Below are 17,999 nucleotides of genomic sequence, written 5' to 3'. Positions count from 1 at the left end.
TATACTTATTTGGTTAAAATAAGACGGTTATTACGTGTTAAACGTAAGCGGTATTCTTCACCTGCATGCATAATACGGATTTCACGACCAAGCGCGAATAAATTGTTGGAATGTAGCATCGGTAAGGCATTGGTCGATTCATTATTACGTGTGAATAAGCTAAAAGGTGCGTTCATTGTTCTACTCCGTGTGGGACGTCATTTAATGTTTTAAATGATAATCATTATCGAATAAGACTGTCAACGATAATTGTTGTTATTTGCAAAAAAAAGCGATTTACTTACATTCTGTAAAATAAGTGATGAAAAAGTGATGACAAAACCTGTGGTAAATGTGGCGATCGCCTTATTATTTCATCAAACTAAAGTACTCGTTGGATGGAGAGCAGCAGCGCAACATCAAGGTAACAAATATGAGTTTCCTGGGGGTAAAGTTGAACATGGCGAAACACCCGAGCAAGCCTGTCGTAGAGAGGTGTTTGAAGAAGTCGGAATAGGAGTTCAAGACTGGCATATCTTTGATGTGATTTGCCACGAATATGACGATATTATTGTGAATTTACATGTATTTCATGGCCAAGTAAATGCTGAAAATTTGGAAAATATTCAATCGCCTTGGACATGGTACACACGTGATCAACTGACAAAATTAAATTTTCCCAAAGCCAATCAAGCCATTGTTGAACGTTTATTTTGGCAACATTTCATTAAGATCTCAGCGCATATTCAAGAGATTGAAACACTAAATCCTGAGTATTTAATGTATTGGCGAGTGGATGAATTGCATGTTGAAGACCTACAATTTCTCATGCACTTAGATCCAACAAAATTAGCGCGTTTAGTGGTGAATGTCGATCTTTGGCACAAGCTACCCGAGCAGATTAAAACCCAAATATTCACAGTACATTTCAAACAATCTCAAGTGATGCAAGCACAGCGACATGATCTCAATATTGGTGTGCGTTGTATCGCTGCTTGTCATGATTTATTGTCTTTGCAAAAAGCACAGCATTTAGGTTTTGAGGCCGTATTGCTCAGTCCTGTTTTGCATACAGCAACGCACCCAGAAAACAATGCTTTAGGTTGGGAGAATTTTGTACTATGGGCAAAAGACTGCGCTGTTCCTGTGTTTGCTTTGGGTGGTTTAAAGCCTGAAGATTTAGCCATTGCACAGCAGTATTGTGCTTATGGTGTTGCAGGAATTCGGGCATTTTAATGTTAAATACAATGTTTACAGCTTTTGATAGCAAGATGACAAATGAAAAGATCAAGGCTTAAAGCGCTTTGATCTTTGCTTGTGCTTCTGCAATGGTTTTAGCATTTTTTTGCTGTTGTGCAGATTTTAAAATCGCATTCCATAATTGCTTACGCATCGCATCACTTTGTGCAAAACTCAAACCACGTCTCGCAAGAGATTCGGCATTTTTTGCCTGATTTTTATGATTGGCGATTAATGCTAACCATAAATAGGTTTCAGCAGATTGTGGTGCTAAACGCTGTGCTTGCAGCGCAAAATTTTCTGCCTCATTCCATTTGCTTTGGCGAAATGCTGCCTCAGTTTTTTTAATCAATTGATTAAAAGCAGGAATGCTGTGTCCATCATCAAACTTTTGTGGTTGAGCTTTTTGTTCGGGTACAATCACTTGCATGGATTCACGTTTGATCTCAGGGCGATCATAAGGGATGATTTTAACCCCGTCAGGTGTTTCGACTTTCGCTTTGGGGTTTTGTGGCACAGGTTCAGGTTTCTTGCCTGAACCTGTTTGAATCGGATTAGATTGACAACCTGCGATCGCAAGTACAATCGTCAATGCACCAAGGTATTTGATTGGTATGATTTTCTGCTGAGTTTTTTGGCGCATCTTTGGTGGAACGATTTGCATAATAACACTCTTAATTTTCATAACGACCACTTGAAATTACATGACCTTGACTATTTAAATCTTGATCCATGTTGCTTTCACTTTCACGAATGTAATTTTCTATACTATCGTTAGAGTTCTCGGCAGGTGGGTTATTTTGCGTATCAGGAATGTAAGTCGGCTCTACTTGATAATGTGGCATACCACATGCTGTAGCTTGGCGAGGTACTGAGTTACGCAAGAGCGGAATATAAAAACTATTGGCACAACCTTGTGCGGAAAGTTGACCACTTTCACTGTCAATCCATTGCCATTGAACATTGTCAGTTTGACGCAGATTGACTGGTTTTTGGCGCAATTGTTTCATGACATTGGTCCATACAGGTAAAGCACCTGATGAGCCTGTTAAGCCTGTCACTTTGTTATCGTCAAGTCCGAGCCATACTACGGCTAAATGGTTACCTGAATACCCAGCAAACCATGAGTCGCGGGTATCATTGGTTGTGCCTGATTTACCCGCTAGTTTTAGCTCAGATGATAGACTGCCATAAGCAGATTGCCCTGTGCCTGATGACATCACTTGTTGTAAGCCATAATTCAAAATATAAGCAGAGGATGGGTCGATCGTTTGTTGTACATTTAAACTATAGCGTTGTAGCAAACGACCATCAGCATCTACGACTGAGCGAATGGCTTTGGTTGGATATTTAAAACCACCTGTTGCAAAGTTACCATAAATGCTCATGACTTCCATCGGCGACATATCGACTGCACCTAGGAAAATAGACGGATAATTTGGAATATTAGACTCTACACCAAATTTGGTTAGTTGATTTTTAAATGTAGATAGACCAAATTCTTGCCCTAAACGTACCGCAGATAAATTATAAGAATGTGCAAGAGCTTGCACCATCGGTACATAACCATGTCCACCACCACTATAATTTTTTGGTGTCCAAGATTTATTGCCATCGACAGGAATACTGATTGGGCTGTCTTCAATTTGACTTGCCCATGTATAACGCCCTGACTCTAAAGCACTTAAATAAATGATCGGTTTCAGTAAAGATCCCACTTGACGTTTTGCATCAATCGCACGGTTAAAACCTGTGAAATCTTGGGTTGAGCCTACTGCTGCAATCAGTTCACCATTTTCAGGTTGTGTCACGAGCACAGCACCTTGTAAATTTTTTAAACGGGATGGATTGGCATTTGCTAAACGGCTTACAGTGTCACGGAAGCTATTTTGGACTTTAGTCTGTGCAATTGGATCAAGCGTAGTGAAAATACGCAAGCCTTGATTAGTTAGATCAGATTCTTGGTATTCTTTTTTCAACTGACGACGTACGATGTCTAAAAAGTCAGGAAATTTTGAAGGACCTGTTGTTGGTTTTTTGACGACATTGAGCGGGCGAGCAGTTTCACGCTCATATTCTTCTTGGGTTAAATAACCCATCACCAACATATTGTTGAGAACAATATCACGACGCTTTTTTGCACCTTCAGGGTTTTTCCAAGGATTGTATAAGGTTGGTCCTTGAACTAAGCCGACTAAATAAGCTTGTTGTGCAATATTGAGTTCACGTAAAGGTAAACCAAAATAAAATTGTGAGGCTAAACCATAACCATTGATAGAGTAGTTGCCATTTTGCCCTAAATTTACTTCATTTAAATACGCTTCTAAAATTTCGTCCTTGCTATAATGGAACTCAAGCAATAAAGACATAAATGCTTCATTTACTTTGCGTTTTAAAGTTTTTTCAGGTGAAAGGTAAAAGTTTTTAACGAGCTGTTGTGTCAGTGTTGAACCACCTTGACGTTTGCCACCTGTGACATTACTGACGATGGCACGTGCTGTACCACGGAATGAAATTCCATGATGGTGATAAAAATTACGGTCTTCAGTTGCCACTAAGGCTTCAATTAAAGTTTTTGGCACTTTATTGAGTTTAATGAGGACGCGATCTTCATTATGTTGTGGGAAAATTCCACCCACCAACATTGGCTCTAAACGAGCAATACCTGTACTGGAGGGTTTTGTAGCTTTAATATCAGCAACGGTATCTTCATTAAATGAAACTTGTAAAATTTGCTCAGGGTCTACGCTATCGCCGTAGTCAAAACCGCGGGTATGCACATAATAGCTATTATTTTGAACAACATAACTGCCAGATTTTTCATAACTGTCTTTTTTGCTATAGCCAAGTAGTTTTAATTCTTGTTCAAAATCATTGGTTGTCACAGGAGCATTTGCATAAAGTTCTAATGGGCGTGCAAAAACTTTCGCAGGAATATCCCAACGATTTCCCTCAAATTTATCTCGAATAATTGTGTCTAATCGAACCAAATAAATACTAAAAGCTAAAAATCCAGCAATAATGAGCACACAGAAAATTAGTGCAATGATGCCTATTCCACGTTCTGACTTCATAAAAATATGCAAAAAACCTGAGAAATTTTGTCAATCATGCGAAGCTTTTTAGGAATTTGCAATAATTAAACTGTGAAATTAAGCAATTTCACATTGAAACCATACAATAAATTGTAAAACAACACATTTAAGCTGATTTTTTAACGATGAGTGAAAAATATATGAACACCAATATTTCATTTTATAGGTTTTTGAATTTTAATTATATTTTTTGCTTTTTGGGGAGGTTGTTTTTTCGAATACTTTGAACCACTTGCTTAAAAATACAAAATAAATAGGGCATTGCAATAAAAGTTTAAGCCTTGATATTTAATATGTATAATTCATTGCATCGTTTAGAATAATAGTGCAATCCGAAGAAATGCTTTGAAACTAAGCTGCGTTGCATGATTTGGATGCAGTTCTATCAGGTTGATATAAAGGAAATTGATGAACCCAACACATATCTCGTCAAAAGCATTTAGAAATATTGGTCTGATTGGTCGCCCAGATAAATCTTCTGTGGTCGACACTTTGTGTTTGATCCATGATCACTTGCTTGGCTTAGGTTTACATCCAGTTTTTGATTCTGAAACAGCAGAATTGGTGCCTTATACCAATACGCAAACAGTTAGTCGACATCTGTTGGGTGAAGTTGTGGATTTGGTCATCGTGGTGGGGGGAGATGGTTCACTGCTACATGCTGCACGTGCTTTGGTGAAATACAGTACACCTGTATTGGGGGTGAATCGGGGGCGTTTGGGCTTTTTAACCGATATTAAACCGACTGAAGTAATCTTTAAATTAGATCAAGTGTTAAAAGGTGACTTTCAGATCGACCGCCGTTTCTTATTGGAAATGGAAATTCGCAGTCAGAATCAAAGCATTTATGAAGCAATCGCACTCAATGATGTGGTGTTACATTCGGGTAAATCTGTACACATGATTGATTTTGACCTCAAGATAGATGGTCAATATGTCTATCGTCAGCACAGTGATGGTTTGATTGTTTCAACGCCAACAGGTTCAACGGCTTATGCACTCTCTGGTGGTGGTCCGATTTTACATCCGAGTATGGATGCCATTGCCTTAGTTCCTATGCATCCACATACTTTATCTTCTCGTCCAATCGTGGTCGGTGGACAAAGCGAAATTAAAATTGAAATTCGCGAAAATCGTGTATTACCGATGGTCAGTGCAGATGGCCAAAGCAGTATTTCATTAAATGTAGGCGATTGTTTGCATATTCGTAAACATCCCTTTAAATTAACGCTTATCCATCCACCGGGTTATGATTTCTATATGGCATGTCGTACTAAACTCGGTTGGAACCAAGATTTTGATTCATTGCAACAGCAGGATTAATCATGAATATTGAACAAATGCTTTCTATGCTTGACGCAGATGTCGTAGCACGTTTGAAAACTGCCGTTGAAATTGGTAAATGGCCAAATGGTATTGTTTTGACGAAAGAGCAACGTGAAATTTGTATGCAAGCGGTCATTGCATGGGAACATCAAAATTTAGATGAAAAAGAACGTTCGGGTTATATTGATAAAGGGCATAAAGAAGAGGGGGATGAATGTGATTCTCATGTACCTGAACCTGAGTTTAAACCCATTCGTTTCGTATAAATGAACATGAAAAAAGGACGATTGATATTCGTCCTTTTTTGTATTTGTGCCCTGTCTGCGATAAGGTTGACCGAGCAAGTAAAACAGTTAAAAACGACTATTCCATAGCACTTGAGCTTTTAACATTGCCTCATTGTAGTCATTCACTACACCCATGGTATAGAGTGCAATCCCCATAGTTTCAACAACGGCAACTTCGCCATATTCATGTTTTTGTTGACCTAACCATACCGCTTTAAAAATCTCTAAATCTAATTCTTCTTCGGCAGGGCTACGGTTGTCGGTGAGCTTTGGTAATTCATGCTCATACAGTTCACCCTGTTTAATTCCACAAATTAGGGTTTTGGCATCAGGATTACGTTCAAATTCGCCACCTTCACCTTTGATCACAGCACTATTTTGATAACCCAATTTGAAAGCAGACTGTTGATGTGAGCTACGATATGCAGGGTGAAAAATGGCTTGCATGGTTGCTTTGGCATGAAAAGGATTAATCAAACGTGCCAATGTATGAATAGGTGAACGTAGCCCCATCACATTTCTTAAACCAATGAGATCACTTAAAATGGGTGAGATGACATGTAAAGGCAGAAAGGCAAAATGATGCGTTGCTAACTGTTGTGCAATGTCATTTTCATTTTGGCAAATTGGATAACCTAAGTATTCAAGAACTTGTTCGGTATAGATTCGGTTAATCGTATGTCCCGAAGCACCATGCATCACGACTTTATAGCCATGTTTTGCTAAGGTGAGTGCTGCGAGTAAAAACCAGGGAAAATGTTTACGTTTACCAGCATAAGATGACCAATCCAAATCGACTTCTAGGGGTTTGAAGGTTAATTGGTCTTTAGTGGCTTGCACAAATCCTGCGAGTTCATCAACAGATTCTTCTTTGACTCGTAGCAGCATCAAAAAAGCGCCAAGTTGCACATCCAAAACTTCATTTTTTAGAATCATCGAAAAAGCTTGATAGGCTTCTTCGTAGGTCAAGGAACGTGCACCATTTTTACCCTTTCCTATAATACGGATATATTGCGCAAATGGATGCTCAAAATCTTGATATAAATTACGTTTTGTATTCATAAATGACTGATAAAAAGTTAGAAATATCTACAAAATACTATGACATAAAAAGTATAGAAAGGCAGCAAAGACATGTGTCTAATACTAAGGTCTAATGTAGATATGATTAATAAGTATTCGATTTTTACATTTTTTTTGCGTCTAGATCATGATTTTTTATTAAAATTAAAAAGTTTTATTTTTAAATCTTCTGTTCTCTTAAAATTTAAAAGTATTTTTTTATTGCTTTTAAGTCTTAATTAAGGCGCATTAAAAATTTTTAAGGATATGAATTTTCTAGAAAATGCTATTTTCTAGGGAGATTTCTATTTTTAAAAATTAGTCTTTATCGAGTTGAATGAGAACGACTTGGCTGTGTTTCTTTTCAGGATCACTACAAATAAAATATTTCTGTTATTAGAAATATCGAAAGAAGTTATCATTATGGCTAAAAAACCTTTGTATAAGTCACTTTATTTCCAAGTGATTGTTGCCATTATTGCAGGTGTGCTTGTGGGGCATTATTTCCCAAGTACCACACAATTGGTCAATGGTGTTGAAAAACATATTCCAGGTATTGGTGAGCAATTAAAACCACTGGGAGATGCGTTTATTCGTCTGATTAAGATGATTATTGCACCTGTTATTTTCTGTACGGTGGTCAGTGGTATCGCAGGTATGGAAAGTATGAAATCTGTCGGTAAGACAGGTGGTATTGCTTTATTATATTTTGAAATTGTCTCCACTATTGCCTTATTGATTGGTTTGTTGGTCATCAATATTGCAAAACCGGGTGTAGGCATGAATATTGATCCTGCATCATTGGATACATCAGGTATTTCTAAATACGTTGAGTCGGGTGCGTCCCAGTCAACTGTTGATTTCTTGATGAATATTATTCCAAATACAGTGGTTGGGGCATTTGCCGAAGGTGAAATTTTACAAGTTTTACTTTTTGCAATCTTATTTGGATTTGCTTTACATAAATTGGGCGATGCAGGTAAACCTGTATTGAAGTTGGTTGATCAAATTGCACATGTGTTCTTTAACATTGTGAATATGATCATGAAACTTGCGCCAATTGGTGCTTTTGGTGCAATGGCATTCACCATTGGTAAATATGGGATTGGTAGTCTTGCACAACTGGCTCAGTTGATCATTTGTTTCTATCTCACTTGTTTATTGTTTATTTTCATTGTGTTGGGAACAATCAGTCGTTTCTGTGGTTTTAGTATTTTAAAAATGATTCGTATGATTCGTGAAGAATTATTGATTGTACTGGGTACATCATCTTCAGAGTCGGTTTTACCACGAATGTTGAAAAAATTGGAAATCGCAGGGTGTGAAAAATCGGTTGTTGGTTTGGTGATTCCAACAGGGTATTCATTTAACTTAGATGGTACTTCGATTTACTTGACCATGGCTGCTATTTTTATTGCGCAAGCGACCAATACACAGCTTGATTTATCCCATCAGATTACTTTACTTGTGGTGTTATTGATTTCATCGAAAGGTGCAGCAGGGGTAACAGGTTCTGGCTTTATTGTGATGGCAGCGACTTTATCTGCGGTAGGACATATTCCTGTTGCAGGTTTGGCATTGATCCTCGGAATTGACCGTTTTATGTCAGAAGCACGTGCTTTGACCAATCTTGTGGGGAACTCTTTGGCAACGATTGTCGTTGCAAAATGGGTAGGTCACTTGGACCAAGACAAGTTGAATTATGCATTGAATCATCCTGAAGAATTAGATAAGCAAATGCTTGAAGATACAACTCAAAAGCATGCTTAAATCGTGATATTGGGGTGAAACCCGTCTCGGTGAAATGTATCCAACCGCAATATGATGAGTGTCATTGTATTGCGGTTTTTTATATCATTTTTTGCAGTGAATGCATCTTTTTCAGAATATAAAATTTAAAGCGATTGGTTAGTTTTACTGATAAATAACTTAGACTCAAAATGTCTTAATTTTATACAGTTATACTTTGACTATTGACCGAATTAACCTGATGCTCTCGTCATGAAAAGTCATGACATTAAAATTAAAACTCAGATAAGATAAACAAGACAATTACCCAAGAATAAGCCCAAAAGGAAAATCGCAGATGTTGGCATACGATGCAGACTTAGAACTCTTTAAAGATAATTTCAAACGCTTTATGAATGAACACGTTGCACCTCATTATGAACAATGGGAAAAAGACGGTTTAATGCCACGTTCGATGTGGAAATTATTGGGTGACAACGGCTTTCTCTGTGTGGATGTACCAGAAGAATATGGCGGTTATGGTGTCCCAACTGAATATTCTTTAATGTTGGTTGAAGAGTCAGCACGCGCAGGCTATGGTGCACTTTCTACAGCGATTTCATGTCATTCAGAAATCGCAGCACCGTATATTTTAAACATTGCAAATGAAGAACAAAAACAATATTGGTTACCTAAAATGGTGGCAGGTGATGTCGTTGGTGCGATTGGGATGACTGAACCAGGTGCAGGTTCAGACTTACAAGGTATGCGCTCATCTGCGATCTTAAATGGGGATCATTATGTGCTAAATGGTTCAAAAACGTTCATTTCTAATGGTCAGCATGCAGACTTAGTGGTCTTAGCTGCAAAAACGGATCCTCAAGCACGTGCTAAAGGTGTTTCGTTGTTATTGGTCGATACGCATTTAGAAGGCTTTAAAAAGGGGACGAACTTAGACAAGATTGGTTTACATTCACAAGATACCTCTGAACTGTTCTTTGACAATGTCAAAGTGCCAGCCAATCAACTGTTAGGGAATGCAGGGCAAGGTTTTGCCTATTTGATGCAAGAGTTACCACGTGAGCGTACAGCGATTGCTGCAACGGCTTTGGGTGCGATTCGTGGTGCAATTGATGTGACTACGCAATATGTGCAAGAACGCCAAGCATTTGGTCAAAAAATTGGTAGCTTCCAAAATACACGTTTTGTGTTAGCACAAGCGAAGATTGATGAATTGGCAACAGCAGCATTTTATAACCAAAACTTAGCGCTATATAAAGAAAAGAAACTGGATGTAGAAACTGCGGCTGCATTGAAAAGTTTTAGCTCAGACATGCAAATGAAAGTTGCTGATAATTTACTGCAACTCTTTGGTGGTTATGGCTATATGACTGAATATCCAATTTCACGTTTCTTTGTCGATGCGCGTATTCAGCGTATTTATGGCGGAACCAATGAAATTATGAAAGAAATTGTCGCACGTGGCATTTTAGGGCGCTAAGATAAAATCTTCCTTGAAATTAGCAAAAAGACTTCCGAGGAAGTCTTTTTTATTTGCTTCTAATGAATGCAAAAGAAGTGCAATATCAATCTAATCGATTAAGGTGCGGGATTTGGTTGTTGACGATGAATATCTTCAATACCTTGTAAAACTTCATCTGACAATGTCACATCAAAAGCAGCAATATTTTCTTTGAGCTGCGTTAAATTGGTCGCCCCAATAATGGTACTGGTCACAAAAAATTGCTGTTGAATATACGCTAAAGCAAGTTGGGTTAAGCTCAAATTGTGCTTTTCTGCTAATAAAGCATATTGTTCGATTGCCCATTCACTTTCAGGATTGCTATAGCGGCTAAAACGACTAAATAGCGTGATACGGGCATCAGCAGGGCGTGCCCCATGACGGAATTTTCCTGTCAAATAACCAAAAGCTAACGGTGAATATGCTAATAATCCAACACCTTCATAATGTGCAATTTCGGCCATGCCAACTTCATAACTACGATTGAGTAAGTTATATGGATTTTGTACACTGACGACTTTTTCTAAGCCTAATTTTTCAGCTAAGTGTAAAAATTTCAACGTTCCCCACGGGGTTTCATTGGATAAACCAATATGGCGAATACGACCTTTTTCAACTTCTTTCGATAATGCTTCTAAGGTGTGTTCCAGTGGGGTGATCTCTTGGTTTTGCTGTGCTTCGTGGTTACTATAGCCGAGTTTGCCAAAAAAGTTAGTTGGGCGCTGTGGCCAATGTAACTGATACAAATCTATATAATCGGTCTGTAAGCGCTTTAAAGAGCCATCTATAGCTGATGAAATCTCACTTTCAATAAACTTGGTCTGCCCATCTCGAATATGGCTGCCACCTTGTTGTGGTCCTGCTATTTTGGATGCAAGGAATAATTTGTCTCGTTGCCCATTTTGTGCAATCCAATTGCCAATGATTTGTTCGGTTGCACCTTGTGTTTCAGGTTTAGGCGGTACGGGATACATTTCCGCAGTATCCCAAAAATATAACCCTTGATCTAAAGCATAGTTGAGTTGTTCAAAAGCTTGTACTTGATTATTTTGCTCACCAAAGGTCATGGTCCCTAAGCAAATTTCTGGAACGAGAATATCGGATTGACCCAGTGGATTAAATTTCATTGAGATTGTCCTTAAATGTTTTGGTTGAAGTGATGTTATTCAATATATTGAGCTTAAACATCATAGCCTGTGTAAATTATTTTGATTTCTGAATTGTGTATAATGATTTCTAAAGGATGACTAAAACAAAAAAGCAAATCCGAAGATTTGCTTTTTAGAGATTTAGAACGAATTATTCGTCATCTTGTTCATCGTCGTCAGAATACGAAGATTCTTCTAAAGAGACATCAAAAATTAAAATTGCTTTACCATCTGTTTCGATCATGCCTTGTTCTTCAAGTGTTTTCAGAACACGCCCCACCATTTCACGAGAACAACCCACAATACGTCCAATTTCCTGACGAGTAATGCGGATTTGACGGCCATTTGGTAAAATCATGGCTTCAGGTTGTGATGAAAGATCAATCAAACAACGTGCAATACGACCCGACACATCAATAAATGCCAAATCTGTTACTTTGCGCGTCGTATTTTTTAAACGTCTGACCAATTGTGCGAAAACAGCATAGCTTAAGTCAGGATATTGTTTGCTGATGTCATGAAAATTCTCATAAGAAATTTCAGCAATTTCACAAACATCACGTGTTCTTACTTCTGCTGTACGTTGTGGGTTTTGTTCAAACAACCCCATTTCCCCGAAGAAATCGCCTGGATTGAGATATGCAACCACAATTTCACGATCATCATCTTCACGTAAAATGATTGATACTGATCCCTTTAAAATTAAATACAGTGATTTTGACTCTGAACCCGCATCAACAATAGTGGTACGTTTCGGGAAGCGATTGATGTGAGCACGCTTGAGTAATGCTTTGACAGATTCAGGCAGTTGTCCTGGTGATAAAGCGTCTGTACTTAGTTGTGCTAAATTAGAAGACATGCTAAAAATTCCAAATTGGATAATAACTAGATCATAAATCTAAATTGAACTCGTCACGTAGAAGCGAAAGAGATGAAATTCCTTATCAACTCATTTTATGCTAGTGTACCGTACACTATAAATTTATAGCTTTTTTTAGGTAGTTGCAATGCAAACTAGCGTACATTGGTTAGAGAATGTTGCTTTCGAAGCAAAATCGGAAAGTGGGCACCAAGTTGTCATGGATGGTTCTGCTGAATATGGTGGAGAAAACCGTGGACCACGTCCCATGGAGCTGATATTAATGGGACTTGGTGGGTGTGCTTCTTTTGATATTGTGACAATATTAAAGAAATCTCGCCAAGATGTGACAGGTGTTGTATGTCAGGTTAAGGCTGAGCGAGCAGATACAATCCCTGCCGTCTTTACTAAAATTCATTTACATTTTGTCGTGACGGGACGAGATGTAAAAGAAAAACAAGTAGCTAAAGCTGTTGAACTTTCTGCTGAAAAGTACTGTTCTGCAAGTAAAATGTTATCAGACGGTGGTGTTGAGATCAGCCATGATTTTGAAATCCTAGCAGCAGAATAGAAAGCAAAAATGAAGCCAAAAAAATGTTTTTTGGCTTTTTTTATGTGATTTTGATCGTATTTAAGTCGAATGCCGAGTATATCAGTCAACATTTAATTTTAAAAAATTGATGAAAATCACTAAATTTATTTAAATTGAAAAAAGATCAATAAAAATTATTACAAAATGTTTCCATTTTTCAATTTTCACTTAAATATAAGCAAATCACTTAAATTTTATTGATATAAAAATAATTGTGGATCAACTCGAGCATTATTTAAACTCATTCCCCAATGTAAATGTGGACCTGTTACACGCCCTGTTTTGCCGACTAAGCCTAAAACTTCTCCTTGCGTTAATTTCTGTCCTTTTGCAACATTAACTTTACTTAAGTGGCAAAACATACTGATTAAGCCTTGCCCATGATCAACTAAAACAGTTTTACCATTGAAGAAATAATCACCTACCCCTACGACAACACCAGCTGCTGGAGCAACTACTTTCTGTCCCACAGGGGCAGGAATGTCTAAACCTGAGTGTGGTGCGCGTTCTTCACCATTAAAGAAACGTTTACGTCCAAAAGAGTTACTAAACTTTCCAGCAGTTGGACGTATAAAATTTGGAAAATCAGAAAATTGTGCAGGACTGAAAGAGGTATAAATGTCATTTTGTTCTTTGGCTTCTACTACGTATCGATCAAGTTGTTCTTGTTGTGGGTTTACATAATCCTGATTTTTTACAGAAAGTCGTTGTTCAGCATATTTATAAGGCTGAATTTCAATTTGAATGGGTTGAGCATTGGTTTGTAGTTCTAGTGAGCCTACAGGGGTAGAAAGAGGAATCCCAAAAATTGCATAACGTTGGGCATTGGGTTGAGTGATTAAAATCGGTTGATCTTTATATGTTACTTCGGAAATATTTTGTGAAAGCGGGATCACTGCAATTCCACCTGCACGGCGTGAGTCTTGCGGTAGAGCAAAAAGTTGCGTGCTTGTTAGTAATCCGCAGAGCATTAAGGTTTTTTTGATTGAAAACATAAGCTTTTAAAATTTCATAAATTTTTATCAAGTGTAACTTTTGAAACTATGAACTCAAGCGTTTGATTGTTAATATTAAATAGCCTAAGCATTTTTTGTAGTGAGAAAAGCTGCAAAAAATAGCGGTTAGAAACAAATTTGTATGATAAGAAATAAATCACATGCCTAATCAATTAAGCATGTGATGGTTATCTATAGATAAAATAATTAAGATTTGTAGGGTTTTGCTCGTCTCAGTTGATGCAATACCGAAACCAATAAATCAATTTCTTCAGTGGTGTTATAAAAAGCTAGAGAAGGGCGAACCGTACGTTCTACACCAAAACGGCGCAAGATCGGTTGAGCACAATGATGCCCTGTACGAACTGCGATTCCATATTGGTTAAGAATTTTACCCACTTCTTCAGTTTCATAACCTGCCAAAGTAAATGACATCACGCTGGCTTTGTTGAGTGCTGTTCCAATTAAACGCAAACCTGAAACGCTTTGTAGGGCATGTTGACCATATTCAAGCAAGTCATGTTCATAACGTGCAATATTATGGATACCAATGCTTTCAACATATTCGAGCGCTGCACCAAGACCGACTGCGTCAGCAATATTTCCTGTTCCTGCTTCAAATTTATTTGGTGCAGGTTGGTAAATCACATTTTCAAAAGTCACGTCTTGGATCATATTACCGCCACCTTCCCAAACAGGCATGGTGTCGAGTAATTCAGATTTGGCATAAACTGTACCAATTCCTGTAGGGCCAAAGACTTTATGTCCAGAGAACACAAAGAAGTCAGCATCTAATGCTGTGACATTGGTTGGCATGTGCGAAACAGACTGTGCTCCATCAATCAACACTCGTACACCCGCAGCATGTGCAAGGGCAATGATTTCTTGAGTTGGTGTGACAGTACCTAAGGCATTGGAAACCTGAGTGATTGAAACAAGTTTAGTTCTTGGATTAAGCAGTTTTACAAACTCCTCAATCTGAATTTGACCTGTATCATCAACAGGAATGACACGTAGTTTAGCGCCTGTTTCTTTGGTTAATTGATACCAAGGGACAATATTTGCATGATGTTCAAGATGGGACACAATGATTTCATCTCCCGCTTGAATATTTTGTTTGCCCCATGATTTAGCAATTAAATTAATGCCTTCAGTTGTACCACGCACGAAGATGATATTCTTTGCAGCAGGTGCACCAATAAATCGAGCAACTACATCACGCGCATGTTCGTAAGCATCACTGGCGCGAGCTGCAAGTTCATGTGCAGCACGGTGAATGTTCGAGTTTTCATGCTCATAAAAATATGAAATTCGATCAATCACGGCTTTTGGCTTATGCGTTGTAGCAGCATTGTCTAGCCAAACCAATTGCTTACCATTGACGCGTTCTTGCAAGATTGGAAAATCTTTACGAATTTGCAAAATATCAATCGGTTGATAGTTTTGTGCTGTCGTTGGGATTTGCAAATCTGAATGTGGACGAGCCGTTTCAATTGTTGGAGATTGTAGAAAATAATAACCAGATGCTGCTGTAGCAGGTTTGTCATTACGATCTTGCAAAACACCACGTAATTGATGGTCATCAGTCACATGAAAATTGTCAAAAGCATACGGATTTTTCAATACATCAACTTGACTCGCATTGCTATTTACAGTTTGCGGATTCACAGCCTCAGGTTGAGGTAAATCCAAAAAGTAGTAATTTGACGATGCACTGTTTGGTTGAGCAGGGCTTGGTGTCGCAGCAGGTACATTTGCTGGTGTAGCTTGCTGTGGCACTGAGTTTGTTAATGCTGTAGACGCAAAAGACAAATCAAGACCATGTGTTGCTGCCAAAGGGTCAGGCGTATTTGCACCACCGACAATCGGCGCAGAAGACAAGATTCTACGCTCAGGATGGTCAGCCGTAGGTTCAACAAAATGCTGCGTCGAAGCAGGATTTAAACTGGTTTGTTGAACGACAGCAGGCACTCGACCTGAAAGTGCTGCAATAGGATCTTTGGGCTGTGGTTGGTGGCTTGGCAAATCAAAGTTAAAACCTTGTGGGTTTTGCTTTGGTAATGCAGTGAAAAACTCAGCAGCCAACTGTGCAATTATAGATTCACTGATCGGTGCATCAGGTGTACCCGAAGAAATATCTACTGTGGGTTGATTACTTGTAAGTTGTTGGATAGTCATGGTATTTGTCTACCTCCACATCTTCAAGTACAGCAAGCGCATCATCTGTAAGTACCGCAAGAGAACAGTACAATGAGATTAAGTAAGATGCGATGGCATTACGGTTGATTCCCATGAAGCGTACAGATAAGCCTGGTGCTTGTTCACCTGCAAGACCTGGTTGGAATAGACCGACTACACCTTGACGTTTTTCACCTACACGAAGCAGGATAATTTTGGTTTTACGATCTTCAACTGGGATCTTGTTCGATGGAATAAGAGGAATACCACGCCAAGTAATAAATTGCGAACCAAATAGGCTAACTGTAGGAGGCGGAACACCACGACGTGTACATTCACGACCAAATGCAGCAATTGCATCAGGATGAGCAAGGAAGAACCCTGGTTCTTTCCATACTTTACGTAACAAATCATCCAAGTCGTCAGGTGTCGGTGCGCCTGTCAATGTAGAAATACGTTGCTCGTCTGCAACACTTGCCAATAAACCGTATTCAGGGTTATTGATCAGTTCACTTTCTTGACGCTCTTTAATGGTTTCAATGGTTAAGCGTAATTGTTCTTTAATTTGATCATGCGGACTGCTATATAAGTCGGAAACACGGGTATGGATATCTAGAACAGTTGAAACGCCATTTAGAAAATATTCACGAGGATTTACTTCATAATCGACAAAAGTTTGTGGCAAAGTTGCTTCATCACGTTGTGTACAAGCCACTTGAATATCATCGGTATTGCTGACTTTGTTGACACGGTAGATACCTGCTTCAACAGGCGTCCATTGTAATAAATGTGTTAACCAACGTGGTGTGATGGTCGAGAGTTGAGGAACGGTTTTTGTTGCATTGGCAAGTTGACGAGCTGCCTGATCGTTCAGCGCTTGGCGTGCCACTTCTTGGTTCTTAGCCATGTATAAATCCTTGGTTGTATTTAATTCGTTATTTATTGCTGTTTGAAAAGGTGTTACTTTTTTATCTTCTCCAATAATTTAATGAGTATGTTAAATTTTCATTTTTGGTTTTTTATTGGATTAAATTGATTGTATTTATGCTTTAAATTTAATCAATCTTAATATTTCATAAAAAATACTTTAGATATAAGGAATAAAGCTTTGTTTTATTCCTATATCCCAAATTTATTCTTGTCGCCAAGGCAGATTGTGGAAACGCCAACCATTGAAAACACCACGATGATTGTTTTCATCGAGATCACCTTCAAAACCTTGTTCAATGTTATAAATATTTTCAAAACCTGCATTAAATGCCACATTTGCAGCAGCAGCTGAACGTTTACCACTTCGGCACAGTAGAAGAATGATTTTGTCCTTGCCAACCTTATTTTCGAGTTCTTTCGCAAATCGAGGATTACGATTTAGCGCAGTGCCTGTTGCCCAAGGAATATGTATGGTATCTTCAACATAGCCCACAAATTTACGTTCTTCATTGGTACGTACATCCACAATCACTGCATGTCCAGCTTGAAATAAAGCCCATGCTTCATGTGGTAACACTGTCCCTGTAAATTCTAGATAATGATCTTCAACACGTTGCTTTGCATCAGCAAAGATTTGTTGAATGCTATGATCATTCAACGTTGGGAGTTCAATTTGAGTTATGCTGTTCATGTCATATACCTAAATTCAATGCTAGGCAAAGTCGCTTTCAAGCGGAGCTTTCCAACATTTGAAATAATTTATTAGAGGAGTTGATATTAAATATAATGATTTTTTATATTCTGAAAATGAATAAAAATTGAATTGCTTATTCTTATTTTTGAAAAAGAAGATCGTATCGAGTTTTGTAAATCCAGTGATGATAAATTGCAAGCGATCAGTACAATGCTCTGCTGTTAAATGCAAAATTCAGATATGAATATATCAACAATGTTTATCTAAAACTTGGCAAATAAAATAAGATTATCTACAACAATTGAATAAGGAATGTTGTTGACAGCACTTTATTCATATAATGAAAAAAGAAATCTCATGCAGGT

At 38.1% G+C, this 17,999-nt stretch carries 16 protein-coding genes; 6 read left to right on the top strand and 10 right to left on the bottom strand.

The genetic code is table 11. The annotated features are described in order from the left end of the window. Positions 1 to 5: 5 nt before the first annotated feature. The gene (gene hemP, locus HUV91_RS06780; protein WP_130072718.1) at positions 6 to 176 is read right to left on the bottom strand and encodes a hemin uptake protein HemP; all 171 of its coding nucleotides are present in this window, start codon (positions 174 to 176) and stop codon (positions 6 to 8) included. A 136-nt stretch (positions 177 to 312) separates the two neighbouring features. Here hemP and HUV91_RS06775 point away from each other — a divergent pair, with 136 nt between their 5' ends. Further along, the gene (locus tag HUV91_RS06775) at positions 313 to 1,215 is read left to right on the top strand and encodes an NUDIX domain-containing protein (protein WP_174492939.1); all 903 of its coding nucleotides are present in this window, start codon (positions 313 to 315) and stop codon (positions 1,213 to 1,215) included. 58 nt (positions 1,216 to 1,273) lie between these two features. Here HUV91_RS06775 and HUV91_RS06770 read toward each other — a convergent pair whose 3' ends face one another. After that, positions 1,274 to 1,882 carry a tetratricopeptide repeat protein gene (locus HUV91_RS06770; protein WP_416377007.1) on the bottom strand — a complete coding sequence of 203 codons (609 nt, stop codon included), beginning with the start codon at positions 1,880 to 1,882 and terminating at the stop codon, positions 1,274 to 1,276. A 10-nt stretch (positions 1,883 to 1,892) separates the two neighbouring features. After that, positions 1,893 to 4,292, bottom strand: coding sequence for a penicillin-binding protein 1B (mrcB, locus tag HUV91_RS06765; RefSeq protein WP_130072714.1), 2,400 nt, complete (start codon positions 4,290 to 4,292; stop codon positions 1,893 to 1,895). Between the two features lie 429 nt (positions 4,293 to 4,721). Here mrcB and HUV91_RS06760 point away from each other — a divergent pair, with 429 nt between their 5' ends. Both HUV91_RS06760 and HUV91_RS06755 read left to right on the top strand, forming a co-directional pair. After that, complete coding sequence (locus HUV91_RS06760; RefSeq protein WP_174492938.1) at positions 4,722 to 5,636, top strand: NAD(+) kinase; 915 nt, start codon at positions 4,722 to 4,724, stop codon at positions 5,634 to 5,636. A 2-nt stretch (positions 5,637 to 5,638) separates the two neighbouring features. Then, on the top strand, positions 5,639 to 5,905 hold the full coding sequence (locus HUV91_RS06755; protein ID WP_130072710.1) for a YeaC family protein: 267 nt from the start codon (positions 5,639 to 5,641) through the stop codon (positions 5,903 to 5,905). Between the two features lie 87 nt (positions 5,906 to 5,992). Here the strand turns inward: HUV91_RS06755 and HUV91_RS06750 are convergent, their stop codons facing one another. Continuing rightward, a complete protein-coding gene (locus HUV91_RS06750; protein WP_174492937.1) occupies positions 5,993 to 6,988 on the bottom strand; it encodes a glycosyl transferase family protein in 996 nt (331 codons plus the stop codon). A 423-nt stretch (positions 6,989 to 7,411) separates the two neighbouring features. On the opposite strand from HUV91_RS06750, the gene HUV91_RS06745 reads away from it, so the two are divergent. Together HUV91_RS06745 and HUV91_RS06740 are read left to right on the top strand one after the other, a co-directional pair. Continuing rightward, entirely contained in the window at positions 7,412 to 8,758 is a 1,347-nt protein-coding gene (locus HUV91_RS06745; protein WP_174492936.1) for a dicarboxylate/amino acid:cation symporter, read from the top strand. A gap of 316 nt (positions 8,759 to 9,074) precedes the next feature. Next, on the top strand, positions 9,075 to 10,217 hold the full coding sequence (locus HUV91_RS06740) for an acyl-CoA dehydrogenase family protein (RefSeq protein ID WP_130072704.1): 1,143 nt from the start codon (positions 9,075 to 9,077) through the stop codon (positions 10,215 to 10,217). A gap of 98 nt (positions 10,218 to 10,315) precedes the next feature. Here the strand turns inward: HUV91_RS06740 and HUV91_RS06735 are convergent, their stop codons facing one another. Both HUV91_RS06735 and crp read right to left on the bottom strand, forming a co-directional pair. Then, positions 10,316 to 11,365: an NADP(H)-dependent aldo-keto reductase gene (locus tag HUV91_RS06735; protein ID WP_174492935.1), complete on the bottom strand. Its 1,050-nt coding sequence runs from the start codon at positions 11,363 to 11,365 to the stop codon at positions 10,316 to 10,318. Between the two features lie 172 nt (positions 11,366 to 11,537). Further along, a complete protein-coding gene (gene crp / locus HUV91_RS06730; RefSeq protein WP_130072700.1) occupies positions 11,538 to 12,245 on the bottom strand; it encodes a cAMP-activated global transcriptional regulator CRP in 708 nt (235 codons plus the stop codon). A 148-nt stretch (positions 12,246 to 12,393) separates the two neighbouring features. Between crp and HUV91_RS06725 the strand changes: the two genes are divergently transcribed. Further along, complete coding sequence (locus tag HUV91_RS06725; protein ID WP_174492934.1) at positions 12,394 to 12,816, top strand: OsmC family protein; 423 nt, start codon at positions 12,394 to 12,396, stop codon at positions 12,814 to 12,816. A 215-nt stretch (positions 12,817 to 13,031) separates the two neighbouring features. Here HUV91_RS06725 and HUV91_RS06720 read toward each other — a convergent pair whose 3' ends face one another. The 4 genes from HUV91_RS06720 to HUV91_RS06705 all read right to left on the bottom strand — a co-directional run bounded on the left by HUV91_RS06720 (position 13,032) and on the right by HUV91_RS06705 (position 17,631). Continuing rightward, complete coding sequence (locus tag HUV91_RS06720) at positions 13,032 to 13,832, bottom strand: peptidoglycan DD-metalloendopeptidase family protein (RefSeq protein ID WP_174492933.1); 801 nt, start codon at positions 13,830 to 13,832, stop codon at positions 13,032 to 13,034. 207 nt (positions 13,833 to 14,039) lie between these two features. Beyond that, positions 14,040 to 16,010 carry a family 2A encapsulin nanocompartment cargo protein cysteine desulfurase gene (locus tag HUV91_RS06715; RefSeq protein WP_174492932.1) on the bottom strand — a complete coding sequence of 657 codons (1,971 nt, stop codon included), beginning with the start codon at positions 16,008 to 16,010 and terminating at the stop codon, positions 14,040 to 14,042. Then, positions 15,985 to 16,917 carry a family 2A encapsulin nanocompartment shell protein gene (locus HUV91_RS06710; protein ID WP_174492931.1) on the bottom strand — a complete coding sequence of 311 codons (933 nt, stop codon included), beginning with the start codon at positions 16,915 to 16,917 and terminating at the stop codon, positions 15,985 to 15,987. The genes HUV91_RS06715 and HUV91_RS06710 overlap by 26 nt, the downstream gene beginning before the upstream one ends. Before the next feature lie 225 nt (positions 16,918 to 17,142). Further along, a complete protein-coding gene (locus HUV91_RS06705) occupies positions 17,143 to 17,631 on the bottom strand; it encodes a rhodanese-like domain-containing protein (RefSeq protein ID WP_174492930.1) in 489 nt (162 codons plus the stop codon). Positions 17,632 to 17,999 lie beyond the last annotated feature (368 nt).

It is taken from the genome of Acinetobacter sp. Marseille-Q1623 (assembly GCF_902809895.1).
Classification (GTDB): Bacteria; Pseudomonadota; Gammaproteobacteria; order Pseudomonadales; family Moraxellaceae; genus Acinetobacter; species Acinetobacter piscicola_A.
The sequence above is the reverse complement of the archived record's forward strand: the minus strand, read 5'-3'. Positions and strand labels throughout refer to the sequence as shown.

What these genes read in the sequence shown, in the direction of transcription:
- mrcB (WP_130072714.1), bottom strand. Translation starts at nt 4,292, where the DNA reads ATGAAGTCAGAACGTGGAATAGGCATCATTGCACTAATTTTCTGTGTG.
- HUV91_RS06775 (WP_174492939.1), top strand. Translation starts at nt 313, where the DNA reads ATGACAAAACCTGTGGTAAATGTGGCGATCGCCTTATTATTTCATCAA.
- HUV91_RS06715 (WP_174492932.1), bottom strand. Translation starts at nt 16,010, where the DNA reads ATGACTATCCAACAACTTACAAGTAATCAACCCACAGTAGATATTTCT.
- HUV91_RS06770 (WP_416377007.1), bottom strand. Translation starts at nt 1,882, where the DNA reads ATGCAAATCGTTCCACCAAAGATGCGCCAAAAAACTCAGCAGAAAATC.
- HUV91_RS06705 (WP_174492930.1), bottom strand. Translation starts at nt 17,631, where the DNA reads ATGAACAGCATAACTCAAATTGAACTCCCAACGTTGAATGATCATAGC.
- HUV91_RS06755 (WP_130072710.1), top strand. Translation starts at nt 5,639, where the DNA reads ATGAATATTGAACAAATGCTTTCTATGCTTGACGCAGATGTCGTAGCA.
- crp (WP_130072700.1), bottom strand. Translation starts at nt 12,245, where the DNA reads ATGTCTTCTAATTTAGCACAACTAAGTACAGACGCTTTATCACCAGGA.
- HUV91_RS06710 (WP_174492931.1), bottom strand. Translation starts at nt 16,917, where the DNA reads ATGGCTAAGAACCAAGAAGTGGCACGCCAAGCGCTGAACGATCAGGCA.
- HUV91_RS06750 (WP_174492937.1), bottom strand. Translation starts at nt 6,988, where the DNA reads ATGAATACAAAACGTAATTTATATCAAGATTTTGAGCATCCATTTGCG.
- HUV91_RS06760 (WP_174492938.1), top strand. Translation starts at nt 4,722, where the DNA reads ATGAACCCAACACATATCTCGTCAAAAGCATTTAGAAATATTGGTCTG.
- HUV91_RS06735 (WP_174492935.1), bottom strand. Translation starts at nt 11,365, where the DNA reads ATGAAATTTAATCCACTGGGTCAATCCGATATTCTCGTTCCAGAAATT.
- HUV91_RS06720 (WP_174492933.1), bottom strand. Translation starts at nt 13,832, where the DNA reads ATGTTTTCAATCAAAAAAACCTTAATGCTCTGCGGATTACTAACAAGC.
- hemP (WP_130072718.1), bottom strand. Translation starts at nt 176, where the DNA reads ATGAACGCACCTTTTAGCTTATTCACACGTAATAATGAATCGACCAAT.
- HUV91_RS06740 (WP_130072704.1), top strand. Translation starts at nt 9,075, where the DNA reads ATGTTGGCATACGATGCAGACTTAGAACTCTTTAAAGATAATTTCAAA.
- HUV91_RS06725 (WP_174492934.1), top strand. Translation starts at nt 12,394, where the DNA reads ATGCAAACTAGCGTACATTGGTTAGAGAATGTTGCTTTCGAAGCAAAA.
- HUV91_RS06745 (WP_174492936.1), top strand. Translation starts at nt 7,412, where the DNA reads ATGGCTAAAAAACCTTTGTATAAGTCACTTTATTTCCAAGTGATTGTT.